This is a genomic window from Alcaligenes sp. GCM10023179, from assembly GCF_042653705.1.
Taxonomy (GTDB): domain Bacteria; phylum Pseudomonadota; class Gammaproteobacteria; order Burkholderiales; family Burkholderiaceae_B; genus Alcaligenes; species Alcaligenes phenolicus.
Map to the genome: position 1 here is coordinate 2,039,867 of NZ_JBHSIQ010000001.1, position 25,290 is coordinate 2,065,156.

General features: G+C 54.3%; 23 protein-coding genes and 1 tRNA gene. 16 read left to right on the forward strand and 8 right to left on the reverse strand.

All coding sequences use genetic code 11. The features are described 5' to 3' along the window. Positions 1–26 precede the first annotated feature (26 nt). The 5 genes from ACFPDR_RS09220 to ACFPDR_RS09240 all read left to right on the forward strand — a co-directional run bounded on the left by ACFPDR_RS09220 (position 27) and on the right by ACFPDR_RS09240 (position 4,167). Entirely contained in the window at positions 27–680 is a 654-nt protein-coding gene (locus ACFPDR_RS09220; RefSeq protein WP_251196631.1) for a potassium channel family protein, read from the forward strand. Positions 681–683: 3 nt separating this feature from the next. Then, on the forward strand, positions 684–2,051 hold the full coding sequence (locus tag ACFPDR_RS09225) for a TrkH family potassium uptake protein (protein WP_009454213.1): 1,368 nt from the start codon (positions 684–686) through the stop codon (positions 2,049–2,051). 132 nt (positions 2,052–2,183) lie between these two features. Next, positions 2,184–2,384: a hypothetical protein gene (locus ACFPDR_RS09230; protein ID WP_223254031.1), complete on the forward strand. Its 201-nt coding sequence runs from the start codon at positions 2,184–2,186 to the stop codon at positions 2,382–2,384. 12 nt (positions 2,385–2,396) lie between these two features. After that, positions 2,397–3,071 (forward strand): hypothetical protein, encoded by a 675-nt coding sequence (locus ACFPDR_RS09235; RefSeq protein ID WP_035273213.1) that lies wholly within the window; start codon positions 2,397–2,399, stop codon positions 3,069–3,071. A 154-nt stretch (positions 3,072–3,225) separates the two neighbouring features. Beyond that, positions 3,226–4,167, forward strand: a complete 942-nt coding sequence (locus tag ACFPDR_RS09240; RefSeq protein WP_257113542.1) for a formylglycine-generating enzyme family protein — start codon at positions 3,226–3,228, stop codon at positions 4,165–4,167. Here ACFPDR_RS09240 and ACFPDR_RS09245 read toward each other — a convergent pair. From ACFPDR_RS09245 to ACFPDR_RS09260, 4 genes are all read right to left on the reverse strand, one after another. Then, positions 4,164–4,778 carry a helix-turn-helix domain-containing protein gene (locus ACFPDR_RS09245; protein ID WP_035273216.1) on the reverse strand — a complete coding sequence of 205 codons (615 nt, stop codon included), beginning with the start codon at positions 4,776–4,778 and terminating at the stop codon, positions 4,164–4,166. The two genes, ACFPDR_RS09240 and ACFPDR_RS09245, sit on opposite strands and share 4 nt — an antisense overlap. Beyond that, entirely contained in the window at positions 4,768–5,841 is a 1,074-nt protein-coding gene (locus tag ACFPDR_RS09250) for a hypothetical protein (RefSeq protein WP_268378390.1), read from the reverse strand. Before ACFPDR_RS09250 ends, ACFPDR_RS09245 begins: the two co-directional genes overlap by 11 nt. 35 nt (positions 5,842–5,876) lie before the next feature. Next, a complete protein-coding gene (locus tag ACFPDR_RS09255) occupies positions 5,877–7,007 on the reverse strand; it encodes an NAD(P)/FAD-dependent oxidoreductase (RefSeq protein WP_035273219.1) in 1,131 nt (376 codons plus the stop codon). A 224-nt stretch (positions 7,008–7,231) separates the two neighbouring features. Further along, positions 7,232–9,307: a serine hydrolase domain-containing protein gene (locus tag ACFPDR_RS09260; protein WP_376911036.1), complete on the reverse strand. Its 2,076-nt coding sequence runs from the start codon at positions 9,305–9,307 to the stop codon at positions 7,232–7,234. A gap of 446 nt (positions 9,308–9,753) precedes the next feature. Here ACFPDR_RS09260 and ACFPDR_RS09265 point away from each other — a divergent pair, with 446 nt between their 5' ends. The 3 genes from ACFPDR_RS09265 to ACFPDR_RS09275 all read left to right on the forward strand — a co-directional run bounded on the left by ACFPDR_RS09265 (position 9,754) and on the right by ACFPDR_RS09275 (position 13,698). Beyond that, a complete protein-coding gene (locus ACFPDR_RS09265; protein ID WP_376911037.1) occupies positions 9,754–11,112 on the forward strand; it encodes a c-type cytochrome in 1,359 nt (452 codons plus the stop codon). Continuing rightward, positions 11,105–12,019 (forward strand): c-type cytochrome, encoded by a 915-nt coding sequence (locus ACFPDR_RS09270; protein ID WP_376911038.1) that lies wholly within the window; start codon positions 11,105–11,107, stop codon positions 12,017–12,019. Before ACFPDR_RS09265 ends, ACFPDR_RS09270 begins: the two co-directional genes overlap by 8 nt. Before the next feature lie 341 nt (positions 12,020–12,360). Next, on the forward strand, positions 12,361–13,698 hold the full coding sequence (locus ACFPDR_RS09275; RefSeq protein ID WP_376911039.1) for a D-serine ammonia-lyase: 1,338 nt from the start codon (positions 12,361–12,363) through the stop codon (positions 13,696–13,698). A gap of 69 nt (positions 13,699–13,767) precedes the next feature. On the opposite strand, the gene ACFPDR_RS09280 is transcribed toward ACFPDR_RS09275, so the two are convergent. Continuing rightward, positions 13,768–14,685, reverse strand: a complete 918-nt coding sequence (locus tag ACFPDR_RS09280) for an AraC family transcriptional regulator (RefSeq protein ID WP_376911040.1) — start codon at positions 14,683–14,685, stop codon at positions 13,768–13,770. 99 nt (positions 14,686–14,784) lie between these two features. On the opposite strand from ACFPDR_RS09280, the gene ACFPDR_RS09285 reads away from it, so the two are divergent. The 4 genes from ACFPDR_RS09285 to ACFPDR_RS09300 all read left to right on the forward strand — a co-directional run bounded on the left by ACFPDR_RS09285 (position 14,785) and on the right by ACFPDR_RS09300 (position 19,129). After that, positions 14,785–15,780 carry a zinc-dependent alcohol dehydrogenase family protein gene (locus ACFPDR_RS09285; RefSeq protein WP_376911041.1) on the forward strand — a complete coding sequence of 332 codons (996 nt, stop codon included), beginning with the start codon at positions 14,785–14,787 and terminating at the stop codon, positions 15,778–15,780. 64 nt (positions 15,781–15,844) lie between these two features. After that, the gene (locus ACFPDR_RS09290) at positions 15,845–16,273 is read left to right on the forward strand and encodes a DUF2946 family protein (RefSeq protein WP_367997704.1); all 429 of its coding nucleotides are present in this window, start codon (positions 15,845–15,847) and stop codon (positions 16,271–16,273) included. A gap of 62 nt (positions 16,274–16,335) precedes the next feature. Next, positions 16,336–18,483 (forward strand): TonB-dependent receptor family protein, encoded by a 2,148-nt coding sequence (locus tag ACFPDR_RS09295; protein ID WP_376911042.1) that lies wholly within the window; start codon positions 16,336–16,338, stop codon positions 18,481–18,483. Between the two features lie 169 nt (positions 18,484–18,652). Next, positions 18,653–19,129, forward strand: a complete 477-nt coding sequence (locus tag ACFPDR_RS09300; RefSeq protein WP_083053569.1) for a copper uptake system-associated protein — start codon at positions 18,653–18,655, stop codon at positions 19,127–19,129. A 107-nt stretch (positions 19,130–19,236) separates the two neighbouring features. Here ACFPDR_RS09300 and ACFPDR_RS09305 read toward each other — a convergent pair whose 3' ends face one another. Then, positions 19,237–19,521 carry a hypothetical protein gene (locus ACFPDR_RS09305; RefSeq protein WP_137430454.1) on the reverse strand — a complete coding sequence of 95 codons (285 nt, stop codon included), beginning with the start codon at positions 19,519–19,521 and terminating at the stop codon, positions 19,237–19,239. Positions 19,522–19,763: 242 nt separating this feature from the next. Here ACFPDR_RS09305 and ACFPDR_RS09310 point away from each other — a divergent pair, with 242 nt between their 5' ends. The 4 genes from ACFPDR_RS09310 (at position 19,764) to ACFPDR_RS09325 (ending at position 23,363) form a co-directional block, all read left to right on the forward strand. Beyond that, positions 19,764–21,074: a ParB/Srx family N-terminal domain-containing protein gene (locus ACFPDR_RS09310; RefSeq protein WP_266108497.1), complete on the forward strand. Its 1,311-nt coding sequence runs from the start codon at positions 19,764–19,766 to the stop codon at positions 21,072–21,074. Positions 21,075–21,552: 478 nt separating this feature from the next. Next, positions 21,553–22,110: a hypothetical protein gene (locus tag ACFPDR_RS09315; protein WP_031232077.1), complete on the forward strand. Its 558-nt coding sequence runs from the start codon at positions 21,553–21,555 to the stop codon at positions 22,108–22,110. Between the two features lie 296 nt (positions 22,111–22,406). Beyond that, the gene (locus ACFPDR_RS09320) at positions 22,407–22,604 is read left to right on the forward strand and encodes a hypothetical protein (protein WP_009454246.1); all 198 of its coding nucleotides are present in this window, start codon (positions 22,407–22,409) and stop codon (positions 22,602–22,604) included. Between the two features lie 36 nt (positions 22,605–22,640). Next, a complete protein-coding gene (locus tag ACFPDR_RS09325; protein WP_257113534.1) occupies positions 22,641–23,363 on the forward strand; it encodes a zinc ribbon domain-containing protein in 723 nt (240 codons plus the stop codon). A 95-nt stretch (positions 23,364–23,458) separates the two neighbouring features. On the opposite strand, the gene ACFPDR_RS09330 is transcribed toward ACFPDR_RS09325, so the two are convergent. Beyond that, positions 23,459–23,535, reverse strand: a tRNA-Pro gene (locus tag ACFPDR_RS09330). A 213-nt stretch (positions 23,536–23,748) separates the two neighbouring features. Beyond that, a complete protein-coding gene (locus tag ACFPDR_RS09335; RefSeq protein ID WP_376911043.1) occupies positions 23,749–25,281 on the reverse strand; it encodes a M81 family metallopeptidase in 1,533 nt (510 codons plus the stop codon). Between the last annotated feature and the right edge of the window lie 9 nt (positions 25,282–25,290).

Sequence of the window (25,290 nt, forward strand, 5' to 3'; positions counted from 1 at the left end):
CAAGCATCAAACGGATCAAATAAGCTATGGCACAGTTCGCCGTCATAGGATTAGGCCGCTTCGGTTCGGCCTGCGCCCTGGAACTCATGAAAATGGGCCACTCCGTACTGGGAGTGGATACCAATCCGAAACTGGTCAACAAATATGCGGACCAATTAAACCGTGCCGTCATTGCCGATGTCACTGACCGCCAGGCTCTGGAAGAGCTGGGGCTGGACAATTATGACGTAGTTCTGGTTGCGATTGGCGCTGATATTGAATCCTGCCTGGTTTGCGTGGTTCACCTGAAAAGTTTTGGTGTGCCGACAATCTGGGCCAAAGCCATTTCCCATACCCAGCACTTGATTCTGGCCAAAATTGGTGTGAACCGGATTATTCACCCCGAAGAAGAAATGGGCATACGAGTCGCCCAAATGCTCAGCTACCCCATGGTCAACGACTACATCAGCCTGGGCAATGGTGATTACGTCGTCGAAGTCACGGCCAGCGACAATATGAATGGCCAGACCATCAAGGACGTGCTGCGCGAGCAAATGAACGATGTTCAGGTCTTGCTGGTCAAGCGTCGTGGTCAAACCACCATCCAGCCAGACCCTGATTTTGCCTTGCATGCCAAAGACTTGCTGATCCTGCTCGGACAGTTGCAAGCACTTCGTACCGCCGCCCCCAAATTGGTCTGATGTATGCGCAACTGGCTGCCCAATAGTCTGACTCGCCGTCTTGAGGTCAATCCTCATACCCGCACCCTGAGCGCCAGCCCGCCACTGGTGCTGGCGCTGGGTTTTATGGCCCTGATTATTCTGGGCGCGATTTTGCTGAGCCTGCCACAAGCAGCTACGCCCCGGCTGGGGATTTTTCAGGCGCTGTTCATGGCCACCTCGGCTGTCACCGTCACGGGCCTGGCGGTCATTGATCCGGCAACAGACTTGACGCACTTTGGACAAATTGTGCTGGCGCTGCTCGTGCAAATTGGCGGTATGGGCTTTGTGACCTTTGCCGTGATTGCCGCCATCACCATGCACAAACGCATCAGTGTCAGCCAGCAGGCACTGGCACTGGAGGCTTTTAATCAAACCAGCGTGTCCCGCATCCGCAGTACAGCCTTTCAAGTGTTCAAGATTGCTGCCCTGATTGAGCTGATCGCCGCCGCCATTCTGTTTCTGCGCTGGACCATTGATTTACCGTGGACCACAGCCCTTTATCGCGCCTTGTTCCATGCGGTCACGGCTTTCAATAATGCGGGCTTCTCGCTATTTCATGACTCCTTGATCCCCATTTCCGGGGATTTCGTGTCAGTCATGACCTTATCCGGCCTGATTATTTTGGGCGGGATTGGCTTTACCGTACTGGCCGACGTAGGCCAGAAAAAACGCTGGCAAACACTTTTGCCGTACACAAAGCTGATCCTGATCGGAACACTCATCCTGAACCTGATTGGTTTTTTCAGTCTCTGGGCGCTGGAATTCACGAATCCAAATACGTTGGGCATGCTGGGCCTGGGTGATCAGGCGCTGGCCGCCTGGATGCAGAATGCGGCCACCCGTACTGCGGGCTTTACCACCATGGACATTGCCAGCCTGCGCGACAGCACTCAGTTGACCCTGATTGTGCTGATGCTGATTGGTGGCGGCTCGCTCAGTACGGCCAGCGGTATCAAAATCGGCACCTTGATTGTCTTGCTGGCGGCGGTACGCTCCTACATCCGTCAACGCGAAGAAGTGGTCTTGATGGAACGCAGCGTGGCTCCAGAAACCGTACAGAAAGCCCTGGCACTTTTCCTGATTACCGGCGCACTGTACTTCATCAGCGTCTTGCTGCTGACCTTGTTTGAGGACATGCCCATTACCAGCCTGCTGTTTGAAGCCGCGTCGGCCTTGAGTACCACCGGCATGAGTCACGGCATTACCCACAAGCTGTCCACGCCTAGCCAGATCCTGATCATGGTGCTGATGTTTGCAGGCCGACTCGGGCCTCTAACCTTGATTTACTCGCTGGCCACACGCAAACGCAGCCGTATTCGTTACCCGGAAGGCAACTTCCAAGTGGGCTAGACCTGTCGCTAAACCACAGATATACAAGAAGTTTTAAGAAAAACGACTATTGTCACCGAATTTTGGTATGGTTAATGGATGTAAACATCGAACAACTACTGATCAGGATGCAGGCTTATGGATCACAGGAAGATGGCTACTTTAACCAAGCGCGCTGGCACCGGGCTTAGCGCGCTTTGTCGGGAACTGACCAGCCGTGGGATTAGCTACCACCCGCTGGTCGAAATGTATCAAAGTCAAATGGCCGTTATTGGTTTGCTCAGTGACGAAGTTGTCGCCCTGCGCAAAGAGCTGGACGATCTAAAAAAAGTAGTTAAGAAAAACGGCTCATGAGCCGTTTATTTTTTGCCTGCGATTAAGGCCCCCATTCCCCTGCCTACACCTCTTGAAGCGGCCCTGTCCACATCCATGACTGTCACCCTGCCCCGTTTTTGGCTGTGCGCCGCTTTAGCCTTGTGTTCTGCCACTGCCTACAGTCAAAACGATCGGGTTCTGTCTACACAAAAGCAGCCTGGCTCCCTTCCCGGCATTGCGCCTATCCCGCCTGCGGCTCCCGTTCTGAACTACGGGACGACCTTGTTCACGCCCGACTATCAGGGTGTGCGCCTGCATACTTATCTGGATGAATGGCAGCGTCAGACTCAGCTGGACTCCGGGGAACTGGCAACTCCGGCGCGTCAGGACAATCTGTTTATCGTCTTGCACTACCGCTACACCAACACCAGCCCTCGTCCACTGAATCCGCAGATCCATCGGCCACGCCTGTTTCTGGTTGACCCTTCAGGCCAGAAAGTAGCGCCCAATCAGCGAGCGACACAGGACTATCGCTACGCTCATGATCTGGACACGGTTGGCCCTGACAAAATCAACCCCTTGGTGAGCGTTTCGGATGTCGCAGTCTTTGAGATCAGCCCAGCCTTGTTTGATGCCACTCGCTGGCACTTTATGATCCAGGAAGGCCAGGCTATCCGCATTCCTTTGACGGTTGTCCCTGAAAAACCGTCTAAAAACGCTGAATAAACATAATAGACGCCCCCTCCATACCAATAAATCATTAAACTCTGCGCTCAGACAGACCCGTCTTATAAACAGGCATGGAATAATACGGGGCCATATAAGCGAAATTAATCGACAAAGCTCTCAGCTCACATGCGGTGAGAGCAAGGAAACAAGATTGCGTCATACCCCCTTTCGGATCAGCGCCACCCTCATCGTTGCCAGCGTCCTGCTCCTGCTGGTGCTGAGATCACTACCCACGCGCCCCGAACCCGGTCCTGAACTGATCCAGGTAGAAGGCGGCTCTTTTATGGCCGGCAATTTTCAGGTTCCCATGCGTAACTCCGACGGTGAGTTGTCCGTGCAATGGGTGGCACAGCCGGATCAGGGGGCTCTGGAGCCCTACCCGGTAGAGGTCAACGCCTTTTCCATCATGAAAAAAGAGGCAACTAACGCCTTGTACGATCGCTTCTTGAAGCAAACCAAGCGCCCTGGGCGCTGGCAGCCGGTAAAAGGCGATGGCGAACAGGTCGCCAATATGCCCTACGACGAAGCCGAAGCATTTTGTGCCTGGTTAGGAAAAAACAACGGCCTGGACATGCGCCTGCCTACAGAGGCTGAATGGGAATACGCGGCCCGCAGCCGTGGCCAGCCCTTTCCCTGGGCAACCGACAACGGCCAGTGGCAGGCAGGCCGCAACTTGCCTGAGCAAGGCAATGAAGCAGACAAAAACAAGACGGGCGCCTTCCCACCCAATCCGCTGGGCATTCAGGATATGGCCAATGGCCTGCATGAATGGGTGATCTCAGACCCGACCCGTGATCCAGCCCACGTACGGATTTTCAAAGGCGGCAGCAATGAGGGAGCCAGCTCACGCCACACCATCCCCACACGCGGCATTGTCTTTCCCTTGTCGGAAGCGGCTATTGACGCCAAGCCCGAACTGGCTCGTCTGAAAGGCCGCCCAGTAGGCACTGTGTATTTCCAGCACTCCACCGCGCGTTGTGTGGCCCCCTTGAAAACCAACGGCACGCCACCCGTATCGGCCACGCAAAACACCATCCTGCCACCGATTTTTGATGATGTAACGGACAAGCGCAAACCAAGCGACGAACCTTAAACAATCCCCGGCGGCAATCCACTGGTACAGACGGCCACAACCTTGGCGTCGTCTTCGCTGGTGGATAAATAGATATGTCCGATACCGCTGTCAAAATACGCTGACTCGTGGGCTTCCAGAAACAGGGTTTCGCCAGTTTCAAACTGAATGGCAATAGAGCCGGACAGCACAATCACAAACTCCTGCCCAGCGTGACGGATATAGTCGTCAAACTCGCTGGCATCGCGTGAATCAATCACGGCCAGAATCGGATTCATGTGCTTGCCGCTGAGCTCGCCAAACAACAGGCCGTATTCATAGTTGCGGGTGGCATAGCCAGGGGTGGCCGTAGATTTATGGCTGGAAATGCCCACTTCGGTGGTGGGCAATGGCTGCGCAGTTTCCTGATCGGGAACGGCAAACAAAGAACCGACTTCAATATTCAGGGCACGGGCCAGGACCACAAACTTTTCATAGCTTAAAGTGACCTGCCCCAATTCTGCTTTGGAAATAGTGGACAGCGCCAAGCCGGTTTTTTCAGACAACTGCTTGAGTGTCTGTTTTTGATTATGTCGGGCTTGGCGCAGGCGGGTTCCTACCTGTTCCTTGCTGAGCAGTTCATTACGTAGCATTCCTGGATTGTAAGCGGCGCAAACGGAACCAGGCAATCAGAATCCAGGCCATCAAAACAAAGCCCAGGTAGCCGAAAAACGGGTATACCGTGCCCACCAGATTGATGAAACCAATCTTGGCGCCCACCAGTCCCAGCACCCCGGCGATAGCCGTACCGATATTGAATTTACGGGTATTGGGCGTAAAAATCCGGGCCGAGAAGGAATACAGCACACCCACCGAGGTTGTCAGAATCATGGCGAAAATCACCACGGACATAATGGTTCCCAGCAGTTTGGACTGTTCAGTAGCCAGCATCAGCATGGGTAAGGCCGCCGAGCCAATCGTATCGATACGGCCAAACACACCGGCGCTGATCAGCACAATCAAAAAGCCCAGCAACAAGCCACCTACCAGTCCACCGAGCAAGGCATTGCGCCGAGAAGTCGCTTGCGCACCGGCAATCATCAGGAACGGCGCCCCCACCACCATGTTGTAGGACACGTACAGTAAAGAGCCGACCAGCCAATGCCCCGCACCTTGTGGTTTAGTCTGCGCAATCACATCCAGTTCTTCCAATGGCAAATCCCGCGTATTCCAGCTGTAAATACACAGGAAAATCATCATCAGAACCAGGATGGGCGTGATGCTGCCAATAAAGGCCATCACCCGATCCACGCGCAAGAACACAATCAGCACGGTAATCAGCATGACGGCGATACTGCCGTATTGCGCCGGCACGCCCCATTGCTGCTCCATCAGCGAGCCGCCACCAGCAAACATCACCACGGCAATCGCATACATGAAGAAGGTAATCATGATGTCGACCACCACACCCAGACGCGGCCCACAAATCAGATACAAGCCCTCCTTGAAGGAATGCGATACCGAAACCTGGCTAAGCTCCCCCACCGCCATGCCCAGTATCGTGAAGCACAGACCACTGACCACCCCTCCCAGCAGCCCCCTATACCCAAAGCTGCTGAAAAACTGCAATATCTCTTGTCCTGATGCAAAGCCGGCCCCCACCACCACACCGACAAAGGCCATCGCAATGCCCAGGATATTTTTTATATTCGACATGCTTTCTCCTCCGGGAGATCAAAGTGCTGCTGTTTTTATGTTCTGAAACGAGCGGGTGATACCACAGCCGGATCAATATTCAAGGCCTTCAAAGAATCGGGCAGATCCTGCTTTTGCAACAAACTGGCCGCCAGCAAGGACGCGCCTGCAGCGGTTTGAATCCCATAACCACCTTGACCGGCCAGCCAGAAAAAACCGGGGCAGTTTGCATCCTGACCAATCACCAGCTCACCATCAGGAGCAAAACTGCGCAGCCCCGCCCAAGTGTGGCTGGGACGACGGATACGGAGCTGAGTGCGCTCTTCAATACGGTAAATGCCGGTGGCCACATCCAGCTCTTCAGCCACGACATCATGCGCATCCACGTCGTCGGCATTGGCCGGTGAACCCAGCAACATGCCGGCATCGGGCTTGAAGTAAAACTCTTCGCCAATATCAATGACGGCGGGCCAGTCACGATGATCCACACCTTCGGGCGGCGAAAACAGGAAAGCGGAACGGCGTTTGGGTTGAATGCCCAAGGCCTGCACGCCACAGCGTTCTGCCAAGGTATCAGCCCAGGCACCCGCCGCATTGACCAACACACGAGTACGCAAACTTGCAGGCTCGGCGTTGAGCTGAACTTCCCAACATTCGCCATCCCACTTGGCCGACACCACTTCCGTATCCAGACGCAGTTTCACACCCTTGGCTTGTGCACCTTTCAGAAACCCTTGGTGCAAGGCATGTACATCCATGTCCTGACCCTGACCGTCATACAAGGCACCGGCCAATTGCGCAGGGTCCAGACAGGGCACCATGGCCAAGGCTTCTTCAGCACTCAAGCGGCTGACATCCAGACCTTGTTCATGCCAATCCTGATACTGACTGTCCAGCAAATCCTGCTGGTCGGCGGTCCCCACATACAGCACACCGCGCGGCAGCAAAATTGGCTGATCGCTAAAGCCTGCAGGTGGATGGCTGAAAAAATCGTTACCCGCAACAGTCAAAGCACGAATTGTCTCCGTACCGTAGGTTTCAACAAACATTGCGGCCGAGCGTCCCGTGGAGTGATACGCAGCATGGGACTCTCTTTCCAGAACCAGCACTTGGGCACTTTCGGGCAAACGGTAGGCCAAAGACACGCCTGCCATCCCGGCTCCAACAATTACGTAGTCGTACACCATAAAATTCTCATATCCGATAATTGAGGGCTAATAGTAGGTCTTTCCAAGAAAAACATCCAAGAGGGTTTTTACTAGGCGGACACTTCGGGCTTGCTTGCAAGCCTTGTGTGGCGCCAGATCCGAGCCCCCCGAAAAAAGATCAAAAAAAACCTTCTGACCCAAACGAGTCAGAAGGCAAAAAAGCGTCCGCCCGTGCTCTGCAGGACGCTCTTGGGAATCGGGTTTTACTGAATATTCAACTCAAATACGGCAGTAGGAGAACCGGCAAACACTATGTGACCTTTCGTGGGCAGGCTCACCGGACCTGTGCCATCGAGCAAGCTGTAATGAATGCAGCCGCCCTCTTCGTCATACACGGCATAGGCGCTACGAGCCGGCACGTTCACAGTCAAGGTCTTCTGAGCGGTTGGCTCGTCCAGCCTGAACCATTGCGCAAAACCTTGCGGGTCTAAGAGAACTCGACGATCTGAACTAGTTAAAGCACGAATAGCCTGCTCGCTCAGCATCAAGTCGTTATTGAGCAGGAGATATTCCTTGTCACCATGCAGCTCAAAACTGGCGTGTGAGGTTTCTCGACCGGCCTGTCCCGGAATTTGCACCTCGCTGGCCGCAGTTTGCGCATCACGAATACGCAAGGCCCCCACATAGCCATCCAGCTCCCTGCTCAACGCCAGCTTGGCACCGGGCATCCCGTCCACAAAGTAATACTCGGAGTTGTACAAATACTTCACCGGGAAATAGCGCAGGCCGTTACGCTGTTCCCAGACTTGTTGAATCGCTGCATCCAGCACATTGGGCGACAATTTCTGCGCCCGGTAAGCAGATTGGGCTTCCTGGCCCAAGCCCTTGTCCGTCTCGTAACGCCGATCCCACAGATAAATACGGCCATTGGGAGCCTCCACAAACTGGATACGAATAGAACGCTCGGCATTCACAAAGCCCAATCGACCGGCGTATTGATACTGCTCGGTGACGCCGTTCCCGGTCTCAATGCTCAAGGCGCCATCAGCCTGGATGTCCACCTGCATCAAAGCACCGCTATCGCCGTATACCCCGGCATAGCGCAGCAACTCAGCAGGCATGGGCGCGTCCGCCTCAACAGAAAAAGACTTGTTAGCCAACACTGACACATCAAAGCCTTTCAGTTCCAAAGCCTTGAGCAGCATTTTCTTCGCAATCAGCTGATTCTTGCCGCTATTCCCCCCTGCGCTGAGCACCACAGCCGCCATATTCAGCTTGGGCAACACCACCAAAATCGCATGATGTGCGGTAATGTCACCGCCTTTGGCCAAGCCCTGAATGCCCAGATCGTTAAAGGGATACAGCTTCACACTGTCCCAGCCCAAGCCGTAATTGCCGTTATCGTCCACATCCTCTGGCCACAAACCGCGTAAATATTCAGGCGCTTGCATGGCCTCACGGGATTGCATAGACAAAATACCGGGACCGTCCTGCATGAACAAACGGGCAAACCTGGCCATATCTTCGGCGGTGGAGTTCACTCCGCCCGAAGCAATCACGTTGTAGTGAATCCAGGGCAAACCATTGTCTCGGCCAGGCCATTTCAAACGCGCATAATTCTCCCCCGGCCCATTCATCGGGGTGCTGGTATGCGTCATGCCCAAAGGCGTATTGAAAGAAGTCTGGATATAGTCCGTGAAACTCTGCCCGCTTACGTGCTCAACCAGCTTTTCCGTCAAGGTAAAGCAGCTATTGCAGTACACGGAGAACGCTCCCGGATCTGCATTCAATCCTTGCACAGCCAAGGTGTCTAAGAACTGCTCATAGCCTTTGCGATTGTTGTCCCCCATGAACAAGGAGTCATTGATGATGTCGTCGCCACGCAAGCCCGCCGAATGATTCAACAGCATCCGGGCCGTAATCTGCTGGTAACGTGGATCAGCCATGCGAAAGTCCGGCATGTACTGATAAACAGGCGTATCCAGATCCAGCCTGCCCTCCTGCGCCAGCTTCATGACACTGACTACCGCAAACAGCTTGCTGACCGAGCCAATGGCATACACCGTCTCATGATTCAGAGGCGTATCGTTTTTACCCGCATGACCGGTCAGCACAATCGTGTCATTTTCGATCAAGGCATATTGCAGACTGGTGAAGTTTGGGCGCAGCGCGACTTTGCGGGCGATTTCCTGGGTATAGCGACTTAACTCTGCAATGGCGCGGCTGCTTTGCAAGAGACTGACAGCCTGTGGCGTATCAGCCGTGGCGGACACTGCTGTGGCACAAAGAGCAGCTAGAAGCAAAGTCTGGCTCACTTTTTTCAGCCGTATCTTCAGCATGAGAATTCCGTGTAAGTAAAACAAAATCGTGGGTGATGGCAGCCTTTCAAAATCAGCCAGAGCACCACAAGCTGCCCATTGCTTGCACGACACATGAAATCGGCATCCAAAACAGACAGGCTAGAGCGCAGCATGCCGGGCTTTGTTGATGTCTCGATGGATTAAATATACCCAAATAATTCTTTATGTATCTTTTTGATACTAACGAGCAAACTCAAGAAGCTTTTACAGGGAGGCGGGCAACGAGTCCTGCTATTTAGCCGCCATATAAGTGGCGCTTTAAGTTTGCAATCGCAACCCGCTATAAGCCTATATACATAACCATTGAGTTAGATCAATTCGGCTCCGAACAACGGTTTCTTGCCTTCTGGGCTCTCTATACCATGCGTACTGAGTGTGACTCGAAGTTATTTGACGCATTTATTTAATAATTATGGGTAATGTCTATGAATGTCTTATCTAAGACCTTGATCCTTGCACTAGTGGGGTTGGGGGCCGCTTATGGTGGATCTCAGCTTATTTTGTCGCAACGCAGCATCGTCTCCCCCTCGGCAAGCACCATCAAGCTGGATGATGACGCCCTGATCAAGCAGGGAGCCTACGTCTCCCGCACCGGCGACTGCGTGGCCTGTCATACCGTTCCTGGCGGTAAAAAGTATGCAGGCGGCCTGGCCATGCAAACCCCGCTGGGAGCGATCTACTCCACCAACATCACACCCGACAAGGACACCGGCATAGGCAATTACACCCTGGACGAGTTCAAAACGGCCGTCCAGCACGGAGTACGCAAGGACGGCGCTGCACTCTACCCCGCCATGCCCTACCCCTCCTACTCGGTCATGAGCGACGAGGACATGAATGCCTTGTACGCCTATTTCATGAAGGGCGTTCCGGCGGTCAAACAGCAAAATGCCGAGCCCACTTTGCCCAAGCTCTTCCAGATGCGCTGGACCATTGCTTTCTGGCAATGGTTGTTTGCTCCCACTGATCAGACATTTGTAGCTGATGAAGGCCTGGATAATCTGAAAAACCGGGGGGCTTATCTGGTGCAGGGCCCCGGCCACTGCGGTGCCTGTCACACACCGCGCGGCGTGGCATATCAAGAACTGGCCTTGAGCCTGAAAGACGGCGACGACTATCTGTCCGGTGCCGTGATTGATGGCTGGCGCGCCAAGAGCCTGCGCGGCGAAGGTCGTGGCCTGGCCAGCTGGTCTGAAGACGAGCTGCTGGATTTCTTTGCCACCGGCCGTACCGATAAAGTAGCGGCCTTTGGCGCCATGACGGATGTGGTCGAACACAGCACTCAGTACATGACACCTCGGGACCAGAAGGCCATGGCGCAGTATCTGAAATCCCTGCCACCCGTCAAAGGTCGCAACCCCGAGATCCCGCATCAAGCGGATACCACTACGCAAACACAGCTGGATGGTCAGTACACCTCGCCCGGCGCCTGGTTATATGCCGCCCACTGTGTGACCTGTCACCGGGCTGATGGCAAGGGCGTGCCGCGCGTCTTCCCGGCGCTGGCTGGCAACTCGGCTGTTTTTGCCAACAACCCGCAATCAGTCATTCAAGTGACCCTGGAAGGTGGACGTATGCCTGAAAACAAGGTCGACACAATGACCTTCACCATGCCTGCCTTCCGCCATTTGGGCGACCAGGAAATCGCCGATCTTGTTAACTACATTCATACCAGCTGGACCAACCAGGCCCCCACCGTGCAGGCGGCCGACGTTGCCCACATCCGCCAGTTTGTAGCCAATAAATCGCCCAATATCCTGCCTCAAGGAGCCAGCCATGAGTAAAGCCAAAACCTTGTCCGTTCTGGCTGTGGCCATTGCCGGTGTCGCAGTGGCAAGCTGGTATGCCTTTGCCTCCAGCCCCGCCCTGACGGGCCCGACTCCGGCCACTTATCCCATTATTAATGTGGAAAGCAAAGAGGTGGTGGGTCAGTACACCATTCCTTCGGACCTGCTGATCGAGAAAGAACCAAACGCCGACGCCATTTTGTACGGCAAACGCCTCTTGAACGAAACACGCCGTCTGCTGCCCGACAATGTGGGCGCCGCCATGAACTGCAATAGCTGTCACATTGACCAGGGCAAAGCCCCGCGCGGCGCACATTACATCAACAGCTTTGTCAGCTATCCAAAGGTCATGCCCCGTTCGGGCAAGATGGTGGACTTGGCCGGCCGCATCAACGGCTGTTTCATGCGTTCCATGAATGGCAAGGCCTTACCCGTGGACTCGCCGGAAATGCGAGGCATGCTGGCGTATATGAAGTGGTTGGCGCAAGGGGTTCAAGCCGGTCAAAAAGTCCAGGTGCCTATTGACGGCCCACTGGATCATGATCTGATCCCCAATCCTGAGCGTGGTAAAGCACTTTATGCGGTCCAATGTGCCAGCTGCCACGGCTTTGAAGGTCAAGGCCTGAAGGATGAACGCGGCAATATCGTATTTCCGCCATTATGGGGGGATGAATCCTTCAATATAGGCGCAGGTATGGCACGTACCTTCAAGGCCGCGGTATTCATCAAGTACAACATGCCCATGAGCGTGGCGTCGCACGGAGCCTGGGGCCAAGGAGGTGTGCTGAATGATCAGGATGCTGTGGACATTGCCGAGTACTTTACGCATATGCCACGGCCTGACTTTGCGGGCAAAGTGAACGACTGGCCGAATGGTAAAAAACCCAAGGATGCACGGTATTAACATCCGCGCTTCCTGATTGGATTAAAGCGTGCCTGACGCTTTTTTCCAGAAGATCTGAACCCCAAGACAGACACCCTTAAAGCCATTAACACTGCCCTCTTGATGAGGGCAGTGTTTTCCTGTTTCGCGGAGCACCGGCACTCAATTGCAGACTGTTTCCACCATTTTGTCTGTACTTCCAAGCCTGACAAGCAGACTGCGATAGTCATCACTTTCCGCCTTGCCCTCTCCTGCTCCTCCCTGCTCCATTCGAGCTCTTTGCCATCCCTATCATTAAGCGCAATCGTGTAGCATCGTTCCTCTCTCTATCCTTGAAACCCAGTTACTCATCAGGTGAACGCATGATCCATGGAAAAACCCTGGCGGCCTGGCAAGGCAGTCATCCCCTTATCCGCGATCTGATCGCCCTGAAAGAAAGCACCTGGTTCAATCCAGCCATCGCCCCCACTGCCCAAGCCTTGGCAGATGTGGGACTGGACGCCAAAGATGTGCAGGCTGCCAGCGCGCGTCTGCAACGCTTTGCGCCGTATCTGAAGGCCGTCTTTCCAGATACCGCAACCAGCAACGGCATTATCGAATCCCCTCTCAAGCCCTTGCATCAGCTACGCCAAACACTGATTCAAGAAAACGTGCTGGAGCAGGCAGGGGCCTTGTGGCTGAAGGCTGATAGCGAACTTCCCATTTCCGGTTCCATCAAAGCCCGTGGCGGCATCCATGAAGTCCTGAAACATGCAGAAGATCTGGCACAGGAAGCAGGCCTGATCACGCTGACGGACGATTACAGCCAGCTGGATAGCGAACAGGCCCGTACTTTCTTCAGCCAATACTCCATCGCCGTCGGCTCCACCGGCAACCTGGGACTATCAATCGGCATCATGAGTGCCAAGCTGGGCTTTAAAGTCAGCGTCCATATGTCTGCCGATGCCCGCCAATGGAAAAAAGACAAGCTGCGAGCCAACGGCGTCAATGTGGTCGAGCACCAATCCGATTACAGCGTGGCGGTGGAGCAAGGCCGCGAACAAGCCTCCCAGGACCCGCGCTGCTACTTTGTGGATGATGAAAACTCCCCGGATCTTTTTCTGGGCTATGCAGTGGCTGCCGAACGACTGGCAGCACAGTTTCAGCAAGCGGGCATTGTTGTGGACGTGGACCACCCCTTGTTTGTCTACCTGCCCTGCGGCGTTGGTGGTGGCCCTGGTGGCGTAGCCTTTGGCCTGAAACTGATTTTTGGCGATGCCGTGCATTGCCTCTTTGCGGAACCGACCCACTCGCCTTGCATGCTACTGGGCGTCTATACCGGTTTGCATGATGAGATCAGCGTACAAGACTTCGGAATTGATAACGTCACCGCCGCTGATGGCTTGGCCGTAGGACGCCCTTCGGGCTTCGTGGGCAAAGCCATGCAGCGTCTGATCGACGGCTATTACACCGTCACGGACGAAGAGTTATACCGTTTGATGGTCATTGCCTACGAACAGGACAAGGTCAAACTGGAACCCTCCGCCCTGGCTGGCGTGCCCGGCATGGCGCGAGTATTGAACTCGCCTGAATATCTGCAGCGTATGGGTTTTTCGCATGTTCAGCTGGAGAACGCTACCCACCTGGTTTGGGGAACGGGCGGCAGCATGGTGCCGGAGACGGAGTTTCAAACCTATCTGGATAAGGGGCGCAGTCTGTAAGCGGAAACAGACAGAACAGGCTCTTAGGCAAGGCTGCGCCTGTTCAATCTCCTGACGTAGGGCCGGACATCAAACTCCGGCTCTTTGCCTCTGCCGCCACACACCGGGCGAGACTCCTTCCAAACGGCTGAAGGCACGGCTCAGGCTGGACTCATTGTCATACCCCACCTGCGCGGCAATTTGCCCTATCGTCTGCGAACCGGCTGCCAACAAAAGCTTGGCTTTATAGATACGCCAAGCCGTCAAATACGCCAAGGGGGCTTGCCCGACAGCCGCCTTGAACAAAGCAGAAAAGGTGGACCGGGACAGCCCGATCAGTGCGCCCATTTCCTCCACCGACCACGGACGCGCAATCTGCTGATGCACAGCTTGCAAGACCGGGGCCATCCTGGGGTCTCGAATACCCGCCAACAGCCCTGCCCCCAAGGAGGCACAGTGCGATAAAGCCCGCATCACCTGAATGAACATCACATCAACCAGGCGGGCGTTAATCAGCTGAGTTCCGTAATCCCGGCTTTGCGCTTCGGTTTGCAGCACATGCAGGATGCTTTTTATGGCGACAGCATCTTCCGCCCTCAAGCGAGTGTGTACCAAGGGGCCAAGCGCACTGAACAGGGGTTCGGCAGCCAACTTGTTGAAAGCAAAGCGGGCCGTCACGATTTCAGTCACAGCCCCATCGCCCCCATGGATGATCGGCTCAGCATGCGGATACCGAGCCAAAGTCTCACAGGAAACCAGCGGATTTTCCTTGCCGTCACACAGCGAGAATTGCACCCCTGGTTGAACAAGCATGCAGGTGTCCGCTTCCAGCAGCACGGGGTCGGCTCGCTGCTCTCCCTTCAAATAACAAGCCCCTTTGCTGACAATCAACAGCCGCGCATACTCGCCGGTGTCAAAGCTGACGCCCCAAGGCGCACGCAGTTGGAAGCACGCATACAAAGCATGCTGCAAACGCATGCCATCCAGGATTTCATCAAAGGGGTTCATGACTATCAGACGATAAGACAGGAAAATTGGATTTTCAACTATAGATCGTCTGAAGCCTCAGGCCTAGCATGCTCCATGCAAGTATCAACAGGAGCATGCATGGACACCTACCGTTTTACACAATATGGCAGTTTGGACTACCTGACACGAGGTCAGGAACCGCTTCCCGAACCCGGCCCCGGACAAGTGCGGGTTCAAGTCATGGCTTCGTCCTTGAACTTCAGAGACCTGTTGGTCATGAAAGGTACATTGCGCTATCCCACTACGCCAGGAGCTGTACCACTGTCAGATGCAGCAGGAATCATTGATGCCCTTGGCCCCGGCGTGCAGCGCTTCAAGTTGGGCGACCGTGTCATCAACAGCTTTTTCCCGAACTGGTTCGGTGGCCCAGCCTACGCAGGCCGGGAGCAATATGGTGTTGAGCATGACGGCTGGCTGACTCAATATAAAGTCGTGTCGGCAGAGGCCTTGTCGCCTATGCCCGCCCATCTGAGTTTTGAAGAGGCAGCAACCCTGCCTTGCGCAGCCTTGACGGCCTGGTCCGCACTGGCCGGTATTAATGCAGGCGATACAGTGCTGACACAAGGAGCAGGTGGCGTGTCCATTTTTGCCATTCAATTAGCCAAGGCAATGGGAGCCTACGTCATCTCCAGCACTTCTTCAGACAATAAGTTCGACACGCTGCTGCAGTTAGGGGCTGACCAGGTTTTCAACTACAAAGACACGCCAGAATGGTCCGAGCTTGTACGAGACTACACGCACGGCGAAGGCGTCAATCGTATTGTCGATGTCGGTGGTCCGGTGACAATTGCACAATCCATCAAAGCGATTGCTGTAGGTGGGCAAGTGTCCTTGATCGGCTCCTTGGGAAAATCCGTGCAATCGCTGGATGTCATGGATCTGGTCTTTAGTCAGGCCAACTACAAAGCCATTGGTGTAGGTAGTCGCAGTGATCTGGAAGCCATGAATCGAGTCATTAGCCAGCACCGGATCCATCCGGTGATCGACCGGGTCTTCGATTTTAAAAACGCTCATGAAGCCTACCGCTATCTGCAACAGCGCGATCGCTTTGGAAAAATCGTGATCCATCACTAATGACGGAGTCCGGGCATAAGATAAATCAAAGCTAATTGAGAAGCAGTTGTAATACAATCCCGCCATGTCTATCCACCGGCACAGCTCTCTCGCTAAGAATGGCATAGCCTGGCAAGTTCTTTTTTGCCTGGCGATCCTGTCATTTCTAAGCCGTTCGCTGGTCCCGGCAGGCTACATGCCCGATAGCTCGGGTGAACAGAATGGCTTCTTTTCCGTCACGCTTTGCGCCCCCGGAGGAACGCCCAGCACGATCTGGATGAGCCTGACAGGACAGGCCGATCCGCCGCAATCCAATGAACACGCGGATATGCAGAAGTGCCCTTACGCACTGGTCCTGTCTCAAGTAGCCCTACCCAGCGCTGATATGGCAAGCCTGGATGTCCCGGTGGTTCACCAGCCTTTGTTGCTAGTACACCGTAATCAGAGCTTGCCGCCCCTGCCTGCCTTGGGGCCACCACTAGGGTCACGCGCTCCCCCTGTCAACCTTGCTTGATCTCTCGTCGTCGACTGCCGTATGTGCAGTCGCTTTTCAGCGAAGTCATTCAAGGTTTTTTTATGTCTATTTTTTGTGTTTCTGCACAGGCATGCGCCGTGCAGACCGCCCCTTTTTCGCGCTCTCGTCACTCGGCACAAACATCACCACGCACACGAAGCAGCGTCCTGGCTCTGACCTTGCTGTTTTCCAGCTCCTGGACCAGCCTTGCTCATGCACAGACGCCAACACTGGCTCCCGTCATCGTCACTCCAGAGCGTGGTAAAAGTCTGACCGTTCCAGACCTGCAAAGCGCTCAAAAAACCATTGAACAAGTCGCGGGCGGGGTGGCGCTGGTGCCCGAGAGCGCCTGGCGTGACACTAAGGCCGCCACCGTCAAAGACATGCTGGACTACACACCCGGGGTGTTTGCACAGCCCAAATGGGGAGATGATGCACGTCTGTCCATACGTGGCTCGGGTCTGTCGCGGTATTACCATCTGCGCGGCATCAGTTTGTACCAGGATGGCATTCCATTAAATGACCCGGACGGCAGCAGCAATTTTCATCGCATCGACCCTACTGCCTACCGCTATACCGAGGTCTATAAAGGCGCCAATGCCTTGCAGTACGGAGCCGCTACTTTAGGTGGAGCCATCAACTTCGTCACCCCCACCGGCCATGATGCCGACGCCTTTCAAGGGCGTCTGGATACCGGTAGCTTTGGCTGGCGGCGCGTGCAACTTGGCAGCGGTTTTGCGGGCGAGAAGCTGGATGGCGTGATTTCCGGCTCCTGGCAAACTCAAGATGGCTACAGAGAGCAGAGTGCTGGCCATTCCTCGCGGGCCAGCGCAAACCTGGCTTGGCGGCTTTCAGACCGGTCAGAAACCCGTTTTTACTTGAGCGGCTATCAAATTCACCAGGATATTCCCGGCTCGGTCAGCCGCGATCAGGCTCTGAATAATCCACGGCAAGCTGCCAAAGCCAATAAAGAGCACGACTGGCAGCTCAACCTGGACGGAGGCCGCATTGCCAACCGCACAGTGCTGGTCATGGGAGAGACTCAATACGAACTGGGTGGCTGGTTCGAGCAAAGCTCACTACGGCACCCTATTTATCAGTTTGTTGATAGAGACACGAGCAGCTACGGCGCTTACGGCAGGCTGGTCAACACCAGCCCGCTTGCAGGCAGAGACAACCGCTTCACGCTAGGCTTGACTTGGTCGGCAGGCAAGATTGATGCTCAAAACTCTGTAAACGTAGGAGGCAAACGGCAGGAGAAGCTGTCTGCCAGCAAAGACAGGGCCAGCAACCTGAGCGCCTATGCCGAAAACGCCTGGAGTCTTGGTTCGGACTTGTCCCTGATTACCGGCCTGCAGTACATGCACGCCCAACGTAAGCGTCAGGACTTGTATAACGGCGGCCTGCCCGCCACCCGATCCGGGGACAAGAGCTACAACTTCTTCAATCCCAAATTAGGCCTGTTATGGGATGCAGGTCCGCAGTGGCAAATCTACGGCAATATTTCCCGCAGCGCCGAGCCGCCAACTTTTGACGACATGACGTTCTCGACCCGCAATGATCTGGATCGTCTGCAAGCTCAACGTGCCACCACCTTCGAAATAGGCACCCGGGGGGAAAACGGAAACGTGGCCTGGGACGTCTCCCTGTACCATGCCCGCGTCAAAAACGAGCTGCAATGCATCAGCGCGCCTTGGAACATTTGCGACAAAACCGTCAACGCAGATCGCACAACCCATCAAGGCATAGAGCTAGGTGTGCAATGGACGGCCGCTCGTGGCTTGTTGGTGCAAGGTCTGCAAAGTGACAGCCTGGACATTAAAGGCGCCTACACCTACAGCAACTTCAAATTCGACAATGATCGGGACTGGAACAACAATCAAATGCCCGGCGTACCCAAGCACTATCTTCGCGCAGAGATTATCTATAAACACCCTTCGGGCTTTCACATTGGCCCCAATGTGGAATGGGTGCCCCAGGCCTATTACGTCGACAACGCCAATACCACCAAGACCAGCTCCTATGCCTTGCTTGGCTTGCGAGCCGGATGGGAACTCGGCCCCTACTCCTTCTATATAGATGGCCGCAACCTGACAGATCGTCGATATATCGCCAGCGCCAGCATTACCGACTATGCCACAGCCTCCTCGCCCTTGTTCGAGCCGGGTACAGGGAGATCGGTCTTTGCCGGTGTGCAGATCCAGTATTAATTCCACTTTTTTTATCTTGCTAAGGGGTTTGTCATGCCCGTCAAATCGCCACTATCGCGCTTTACACGCCGGATCACTGCCTCTTGGCTGCCAACAAGTCAGCTAGGCACTCTGCTCGGGGCGACAGCCCCACCCTGTCTTTTATTAGCTTGAGAAACAAGGAGTCCTTATGAAAACCGCTTCACAACATCACCAGACCTTCAAAGTGGCACTCCATGGGCTTTTCTTCGCCATGGCTTTATTCATCTTGTTCGCTATGTTCACGGGCATGGCTCGCGCTGCACCATCAGAGGCCGATCGCATCTCCCAAGCCATGAAGGCGATTTGGGACAGCCCCGAAGCCCCTCTTGTGGTGGAGCCTATCGTAATCGAGGGTGACTACGCCCTGGCGGGTTGGACGCAACTGACACGTGGTGGTCGTGCGCTATTAAAGAGTCGTCATGGGGAATGGAATGTTCATATGTGCGGTGGCGATGGCTTGAACGATGTGGAGACCCTGACCATGGCAGGCATGAGCACTGAAGCAGCAGAACGCCTGGTCAAGAACTCCAGCGAGGCTGAAGCCAAACTGCCCGCCGAGGTCACCGCCAAATTCTCCACCTTTGGAGACAATATGGTGGTGGATCACAACCATCAACCCGACTAATCCAGGAAGGAGAACCCGCTGCGCAAGGACTGAGTCAACAAGGAATCAGTGCACCGGGCCGGATCGCCGGATCGCCGGATCGCCGGGCCGCCGGATCGCAACTTGCCCTACTCAGTCTGAGTGTGGTCATGCCCGCACTGGCCACACTTCTTGCGCGGAAAGGGCGAATAACTGGTGAACAAGCTCTGGCTACCCATGAACGGCGACAAACCGCACTTTGGGCAAGTAAAAACGGTCATGGCTACCAAGCCCTGGCCCAGAACATAAAAGCCAAAGACTAAAAACCCGAAGGTCCCCAACACACGGTCGAACACAGGCAGCCCAAAATACAAGGCGACCAGGAGCAAGATATTGAACAAGGTGAACAGCCAGGCTTTTTTGTAGAGCGACATTAATGACCTTTTAAAACCAGCTCCCACAGCCAGGAAGTGATTTAGCGATTTAATTCAAGCGTGGACAGTTTACGGGATTCAGTCCGCATGGGAGAGGACTGAGCAAGCTGGTCACAATTTCGCCCCGGCCGTGACAAGCAGGCAGCTATCCCGCACAAACGATGAATGTTTCTGAATGCAATGTTCCGGCAATACCCATCCCTCATGATCTAGGATCTTCCAACAAAATCCCATTACGGACCATGAACCTCGCTTCCTTGCCCTCTCTTGTCCCAGCCCGACAACAGCTCCTGCGAGCCTTAGGTATCGCCCTGTTGCCCTTGGCCTTAGCTGCCTGCGACAGCGGCTCCAGCACAGGCGGCAACCACTCTTCCAAAGCCCCCGTCGTCACGCCACCGGTCACTGAAGAACCGGAACCACCTCGCAACACCGCCTATCTGGACAGCAAGGCAGGCGATGTCATCAAGGTCCGCATCGAAGAACTGCATCCCACCCAAGCGGCCATTGGCTACGATCAGGTTTACTACAAGCTGGGACGCTGGCAAGGCGATCTGGATCGGCCCACTTGGGCTAAGGACCCCAAACAGCAACTGGACTACCTGAATCGCACCATCGGCAAAAAGTTTGACGACTACTGCGAGGATATGGGCGGAACCGAACGTGCTCAAAAATTTCTGACCATCGCTGAGGCTCAAGCTGCCCGCCTGGACCAGCCCACCACCTATCTGTGCAAAGACCCTCTGGGCTCGCAAACAGAAAACCTGAAAACCGTGGTCGTAGGCTGGGACGGCAATCTCTATCTGACCGATGGCCACCACACCTTCTCATCCCTGCGCGAAATCCCGGACGGCGGCCCCAAACTGCCCGTCTGGGTAAAAGTCAGCGCCAACTACAGCGACATCCGCGAAGCGTCCGCCTTCTGGGAGCGCATGAGCAAAGAGAAACTGGTCTGGCTGCGTGATGGTGAAAACCAGACTATTACTGTCGAGCAACTGCCCACCCGCGTTGGGCTGGCCAGCGAAAAAGAAGCCGGTGGCATGCAGGAAGATCGCTATCGCTCCCTGGTGTATTTCACCCGCGACCTTGCCTATAAAAACGGCAAGCTGCCCGAATACGCAGAGTTTCTGTGGGGCGACTGGCTGCGCCGCCAAGCTTCTGAGGGCCAATTGGCCAAACTGGACGAATACTTGATGGCTCCACCCGCCACACCGGCCCAGATTCTGGCGGTGAGCACCTTGAACAAGGCCTTGCAACCCGGTGGTTCAAACGACAGCTACGCGGCTGCCGTGCGCGATGCAGCCTTGAAAATGACGGCTCTGAAAGACACGGATCTGGTCTTTGAAGACCGTGATGCAGCAGCTTTAGGCCGTATCGTCCTGGAACCGGACGCTGCCAGTGACTCCGACACTAAAACAGCGCGCGACACCCTGGAAGAACTGCCACGCAACGACGTCAAATCTGACGGTAGCCCACGGGGTGCAGGAAAGCTGTGGTTTGCAGTGAACTACCGCAATTGCGGCAAGCCTGCGGCGGGGACTTGCTGGGGGTGGTAATAAAGCTAGTCAGAACCTGATCAAATAAAAAGCCCGCAATGCGGGCTTTTTAAATAGCTAGACGCACCGCAACAACTTGGACTTTCCCCACTCTTGAGACAAGCGAGCAATCCCTTTCACCAATACTCATCAAATCAACAAGAATAACTCCATCGCCATTCAAGAAGAAAATAGCTATGATCGACAGGCTATTGATTAAGGGAACAACAAATTGCTCTATGAAACAACATCAAGAAATTCATAAGGCGCAACAATTTACTGAGGTAAAAATCAAGAAAAACATCCTGAAATCTCATGCCCCTATCAATCTTGAGAATATAAATCGAACGAACAAGCAATGACGACGAACGCAGTTCAAGCTTTGAGGACTTTACACAAGAAAAATTAAGCAAAAGAAGAAAAGGAGCAATTCGGCTCCTTATTTTTTAGAAATCAAGTAACAAAATTTTAGTTTGATAGAGGAAGGTGAGATAGCGTTATGAAAACAATCGCAGTTTTAGCTCTTTCGACCGTATTGGTTGGTTGTTCTACTTATGCTGTTCCACGATACAGCATCTCTACCGATACAGTAGTCGCTCTACGGGCTGTTGGCGATGTAAAGGCCAGTGTTGGGGACTTCCGTAACGACAGTCCCACAAATAAAGACAGTCAGCCTGGGGAAATCATGTGTCGTGCAGTCGGGCCCATCAAAACACCTGATGGAGAAAGCTATGCCGACTATGTTCGCAAAGCGCTAATTAGCGAATTGATCATCGCAAATATTTATGAAAAAGAATCCACCCTTGAACTTACAGGCAGACTGACTACCCTGGATTTTGACTCCATGGGCGGAACATGGACAGTGGGTATGGAACTTAGCTCTTCAAATGGAAAGTCAATTGCCGTCAACAACACCCATAAATACACCTCCAGTTTTTATGGTGAAACGGCATGCAATCAAACGGCACAGGCAGGCTTGGGTGCCATTCAGGATGCGATCCGCGCACTGGTTACCCACGCGGATTTCAAAACGCTTCTGGCGGAAGAATCCAAGTAGGCCAAACACAGGCACACAGCCTCCAAATCATCTGTCTGGCAGGGTTGGCCTCAATCCTTGCACAAGGTACACCCTGGAAAGCTTCCTGCAGCACAGACACCATTAAAGAAGCCAGGAGCCACCTGGCTCCTGACCTTTACAAGCAAATCATCATTGGAGAGATTATGAAGATGAGAACAGCCTTGATCGGAGCCACTGCTTTTTGTATGTCGTCAGCCGCGTATGCTGCTGAGCTACCCCGATACGACCCAAACTCCTACTGTGAAAGCGTCTCCGCTGTTTCAGGAGGTTCGGCAATGATCACAAACGAATGCATCAAAATGGAGCAGACTGCCTACAACAACTTGAAAAGAATTTGGGAGTCTGTCCCTAGCAAGACAAGCACTTATTGCGACCGCGTGGCACGCACGACCGGCGGCAGTTATTCCATTTTAGAGAGCTGCATCGAAATGGAAATAAGCGAATCCGGTGCTCCCCAAAAGTTCCAGTTTTAAAACAGTCACTCCAAATAGATAAGCGGCCGTAGGCAGATGACCAATCAAGCTCAAAACTCCCCCATCATTCTTCATGAATGCACCGTCCTGGGCGCTCCCGGATTTCCGTTTCTACCCGGCGATAGTGTCAATCTCGTTTTTGAAGGTGACACGGTAAGCTGCAACTCGGCTACCAGAACCATCCCCTTCTCTCTAATCGAAGTTGCCGATCTCTCTGTCAATGGTCCCGGCACAGTCGTAAGCGGCGGAGGTTTTATTGGAGGTGGATTCGATGTCGATGGGGCACTGACCGGGATGGCAATAGCAGGTGTCTTGAATGCTTTAACCAGCAAGAAAACGACACAAACATTTATTGTTTTGACCACGAATTTTGGTGAACTCCATCTGCACTACAGCCTGATGGAACCCACAGCGCTACGCATATTTCTGGGCGGTATCTTTGTCCGCCTGCGCTTTCTGAACACCCAATGGCGCCATGAAAGAGCAAGAGTGATCGAGGATCAACTGATCAGCGGCACAATTTCCGACGCAGAAGCAGAAACCTTCAAGGCAAGACTGCTCTCTTCGCCAAATTGGCCAGACCCGGCTCTGGAAGCAGAACAAGCGCGTCGGGAAAACAAGCGGCTTACTGACCTCGGTCCTAAGGGCACATGTCCAAATTGCGACCAAATAATCCCTTTGCTCAGCGAAACCTGCCCGCATTGCCGGGCGAATTTTGGAGAATACGCCTCCTGGAGCGTTATTCCTTTGAAAGCCTGATCCTGCTCTACCCGCCATTGGCGGGTACATCCCATAAAACCACTACACTAATAAAAAAAGACCTACAGCAACAATGCTGTAGGTCTTTTTAAATTTGGTCGGAACGGAAGGATTTGAACCTTCGACCCCTTGCACCCCATGCAAGTGCGCTACCAGGCTGCGCTACGCCCCGAAAGAATTAAACTATAACCCTGTTCTTCCTTTCTTGCAAGTGTTTTTTAGATTTTTTCTTTCGACTCGAGATTATTGATAGTTAATCCCGGTGCCGATTGAAATCCACACTTGTCTGAACAGGCGGTCTGATTTTTGAAGCTCATTTTACCGAGCTAATCCGCATCAAAACCGTGAAGGCAGGAGTATACCTACTTAGGTAAAAAATGCAAAGCTATTGTGAACAGGCCTGCCCTTCTGATTGCATGATTCGCCATTGAGACAGGCTGGGGCCACCGGGATACAGCAGGCGCTCTGCCGGCAAGCGCTCCCATGGCAGGTCTGTCGTGCGCATGGAAACGCCTCCCGGGGCGGCGCCGACAATGATACGGTCACTGATACTGCCAAAGTCCGCCCTGAAATGTACAGCGCTTTTCAAGACCAGTATCTTCATTTGCTCCGGCTCTATCCCCACAAAACGGAACATGCTTTGATCTGCCATTTGCGACTTGTAGGAGGCCAGAACGATACGCACGCCCTCTATGCGCAAACAGGCACTAGGCCCCAGGTTCATGGCACAGCCTGCGTAATACGGACCGGTGGCGGAGAACTGACCATCGGATACGGACTCGATATAGAAGCGTGCATGCAAGGGCATATCACCGGGAACACCGGATTTACCCCCCAGGGACAGCTCGATGCTTTTACCGGCACCTGCCTGGTGGACCAGAGCAGCGCTTTCCGGATCCACGATCAAGCCTAAAGCCGCATCGGATACCTTGGCTTTCAGCAAGGCACGCAAGAGCCCACAGGTATCGGAGCTAGCACCGCCGCCGGGGTTATCGTGTGCATCGGCAATGATCACCGGGCCTTTTCCAGGGTGACTCAGCGCCCATTGCACAGCTTCGTCCGGTTCGTACAGCTTGCCTTGGAAGCCTTGGGCTTTATCAAGCACCTCATCCAGAAAGCCTGCCAAACGGCTATCGGCTTCTTCCTGCGTCTGCGCATAGGCCCACAAAACCGCTCCGCATTCGGGCACGTCCGCAGCAGGAAAGCCCATGGCGAAGGACACGCTCCCCTCGCCTTCTATTTCTTCCAGCGATGACAAGTGATGATACAGGCTGGCAGCTGGTTCCATGTCGGTGCTTTGCCAGATCGCCGGGATCAGGAAGGGCAGTCGATGCCAGGCCAATTCAGGGCGACGACCGCTTTGCAGACATCGCATCAGCGCCTGGAAAGTACGCTCACCCGTTTGCGCCATATCCACATGCGGGTAGGTTTTGTAAGCCACCAGCATATCGGCCTGCGCCAGCATGGTGTCGCTGACATTGGCGTGCAAGTCCAGACTGGCGACCACCGGCACATCCGGTCCCACCATCTCGCGCACCAGAACCAGCAAATGCCCTTCCCCATCATCGCGATGCTCAGCTACCATGGCGCCATGTAAATCCAGATACACCGCATCCACGGGCAGAACTTGCTCCAGGCGGTACAGAATCTCCGCCACGATTGCCTCGTAAGTCATTGCCTCGACGGGCGCGGAAGGACTGGCGGCGGCCCACAGTAGCGGGACGCACTCGCCCCCGGCTTGTGCGGCGGCGGCCATAAACCCGGCTGCCGGGATATTGGCCCCACGCAAGGCAGGCTCAATGGCCTCGGCGCGGCACATACCTGGCCAGCCGCCCCCATGCTCAAAGTCCGCCATCGTTGCCATGGCCGGGCCAAAGGTATTGGTTTCGTGCTGAAAACCCGCTACTGCAATACGCATCACTTGTCT

Excerpts from the sequence above, each read along its gene's own strand:
- ACFPDR_RS09220 (WP_251196631.1), top strand. The coding sequence starts at position 27 with ATGGCACAGTTCGCCGTCATAGGATTAGGCCGCTTCGGTTCGGCCTGC.
- ACFPDR_RS09225 (WP_009454213.1), top strand. The coding sequence starts at position 684 with ATGCGCAACTGGCTGCCCAATAGTCTGACTCGCCGTCTTGAGGTCAAT.
- ACFPDR_RS09230 (WP_223254031.1), top strand. The coding sequence starts at position 2,184 with ATGGCTACTTTAACCAAGCGCGCTGGCACCGGGCTTAGCGCGCTTTGT.
- ACFPDR_RS09245 (WP_035273216.1), bottom strand. The coding sequence starts at position 4,778 with ATGCTACGTAATGAACTGCTCAGCAAGGAACAGGTAGGAACCCGCCTG.
- ACFPDR_RS09250 (WP_268378390.1), bottom strand. The coding sequence starts at position 5,841 with ATGTCGAATATAAAAAATATCCTGGGCATTGCGATGGCCTTTGTCGGT.
- ACFPDR_RS09255 (WP_035273219.1), bottom strand. The coding sequence starts at position 7,007 with ATGGTGTACGACTACGTAATTGTTGGAGCCGGGATGGCAGGCGTGTCT.
- ACFPDR_RS09260 (WP_376911036.1), bottom strand. The coding sequence starts at position 9,307 with ATGCTGAAGATACGGCTGAAAAAAGTGAGCCAGACTTTGCTTCTAGCT.
- ACFPDR_RS09265 (WP_376911037.1), top strand. The coding sequence starts at position 9,754 with ATGAATGTCTTATCTAAGACCTTGATCCTTGCACTAGTGGGGTTGGGG.
- ACFPDR_RS09270 (WP_376911038.1), top strand. The coding sequence starts at position 11,105 with ATGAGTAAAGCCAAAACCTTGTCCGTTCTGGCTGTGGCCATTGCCGGT.
- ACFPDR_RS09275 (WP_376911039.1), top strand. The coding sequence starts at position 12,361 with ATGATCCATGGAAAAACCCTGGCGGCCTGGCAAGGCAGTCATCCCCTT.
- ACFPDR_RS09280 (WP_376911040.1), bottom strand. The coding sequence starts at position 14,685 with ATGAACCCCTTTGATGAAATCCTGGATGGCATGCGTTTGCAGCATGCT.
- ACFPDR_RS09285 (WP_376911041.1), top strand. The coding sequence starts at position 14,785 with ATGGACACCTACCGTTTTACACAATATGGCAGTTTGGACTACCTGACA.
- ACFPDR_RS09290 (WP_367997704.1), top strand. The coding sequence starts at position 15,845 with ATGTCTATCCACCGGCACAGCTCTCTCGCTAAGAATGGCATAGCCTGG.
- ACFPDR_RS09295 (WP_376911042.1), top strand. The coding sequence starts at position 16,336 with ATGTCTATTTTTTGTGTTTCTGCACAGGCATGCGCCGTGCAGACCGCC.
- ACFPDR_RS09300 (WP_083053569.1), top strand. The coding sequence starts at position 18,653 with ATGAAAACCGCTTCACAACATCACCAGACCTTCAAAGTGGCACTCCAT.
- ACFPDR_RS09305 (WP_137430454.1), bottom strand. The coding sequence starts at position 19,521 with ATGTCGCTCTACAAAAAAGCCTGGCTGTTCACCTTGTTCAATATCTTG.
- ACFPDR_RS09310 (WP_266108497.1), top strand. The coding sequence starts at position 19,764 with ATGAACCTCGCTTCCTTGCCCTCTCTTGTCCCAGCCCGACAACAGCTC.
- ACFPDR_RS09315 (WP_031232077.1), top strand. The coding sequence starts at position 21,553 with ATGAAAACAATCGCAGTTTTAGCTCTTTCGACCGTATTGGTTGGTTGT.
- ACFPDR_RS09320 (WP_009454246.1), top strand. The coding sequence starts at position 22,407 with ATGATCACAAACGAATGCATCAAAATGGAGCAGACTGCCTACAACAAC.
- ACFPDR_RS09325 (WP_257113534.1), top strand. The coding sequence starts at position 22,641 with ATGACCAATCAAGCTCAAAACTCCCCCATCATTCTTCATGAATGCACC.
- ACFPDR_RS09335 (WP_376911043.1), bottom strand. The coding sequence starts at position 25,281 with ATGCGTATTGCAGTAGCGGGTTTTCAGCACGAAACCAATACCTTTGGC.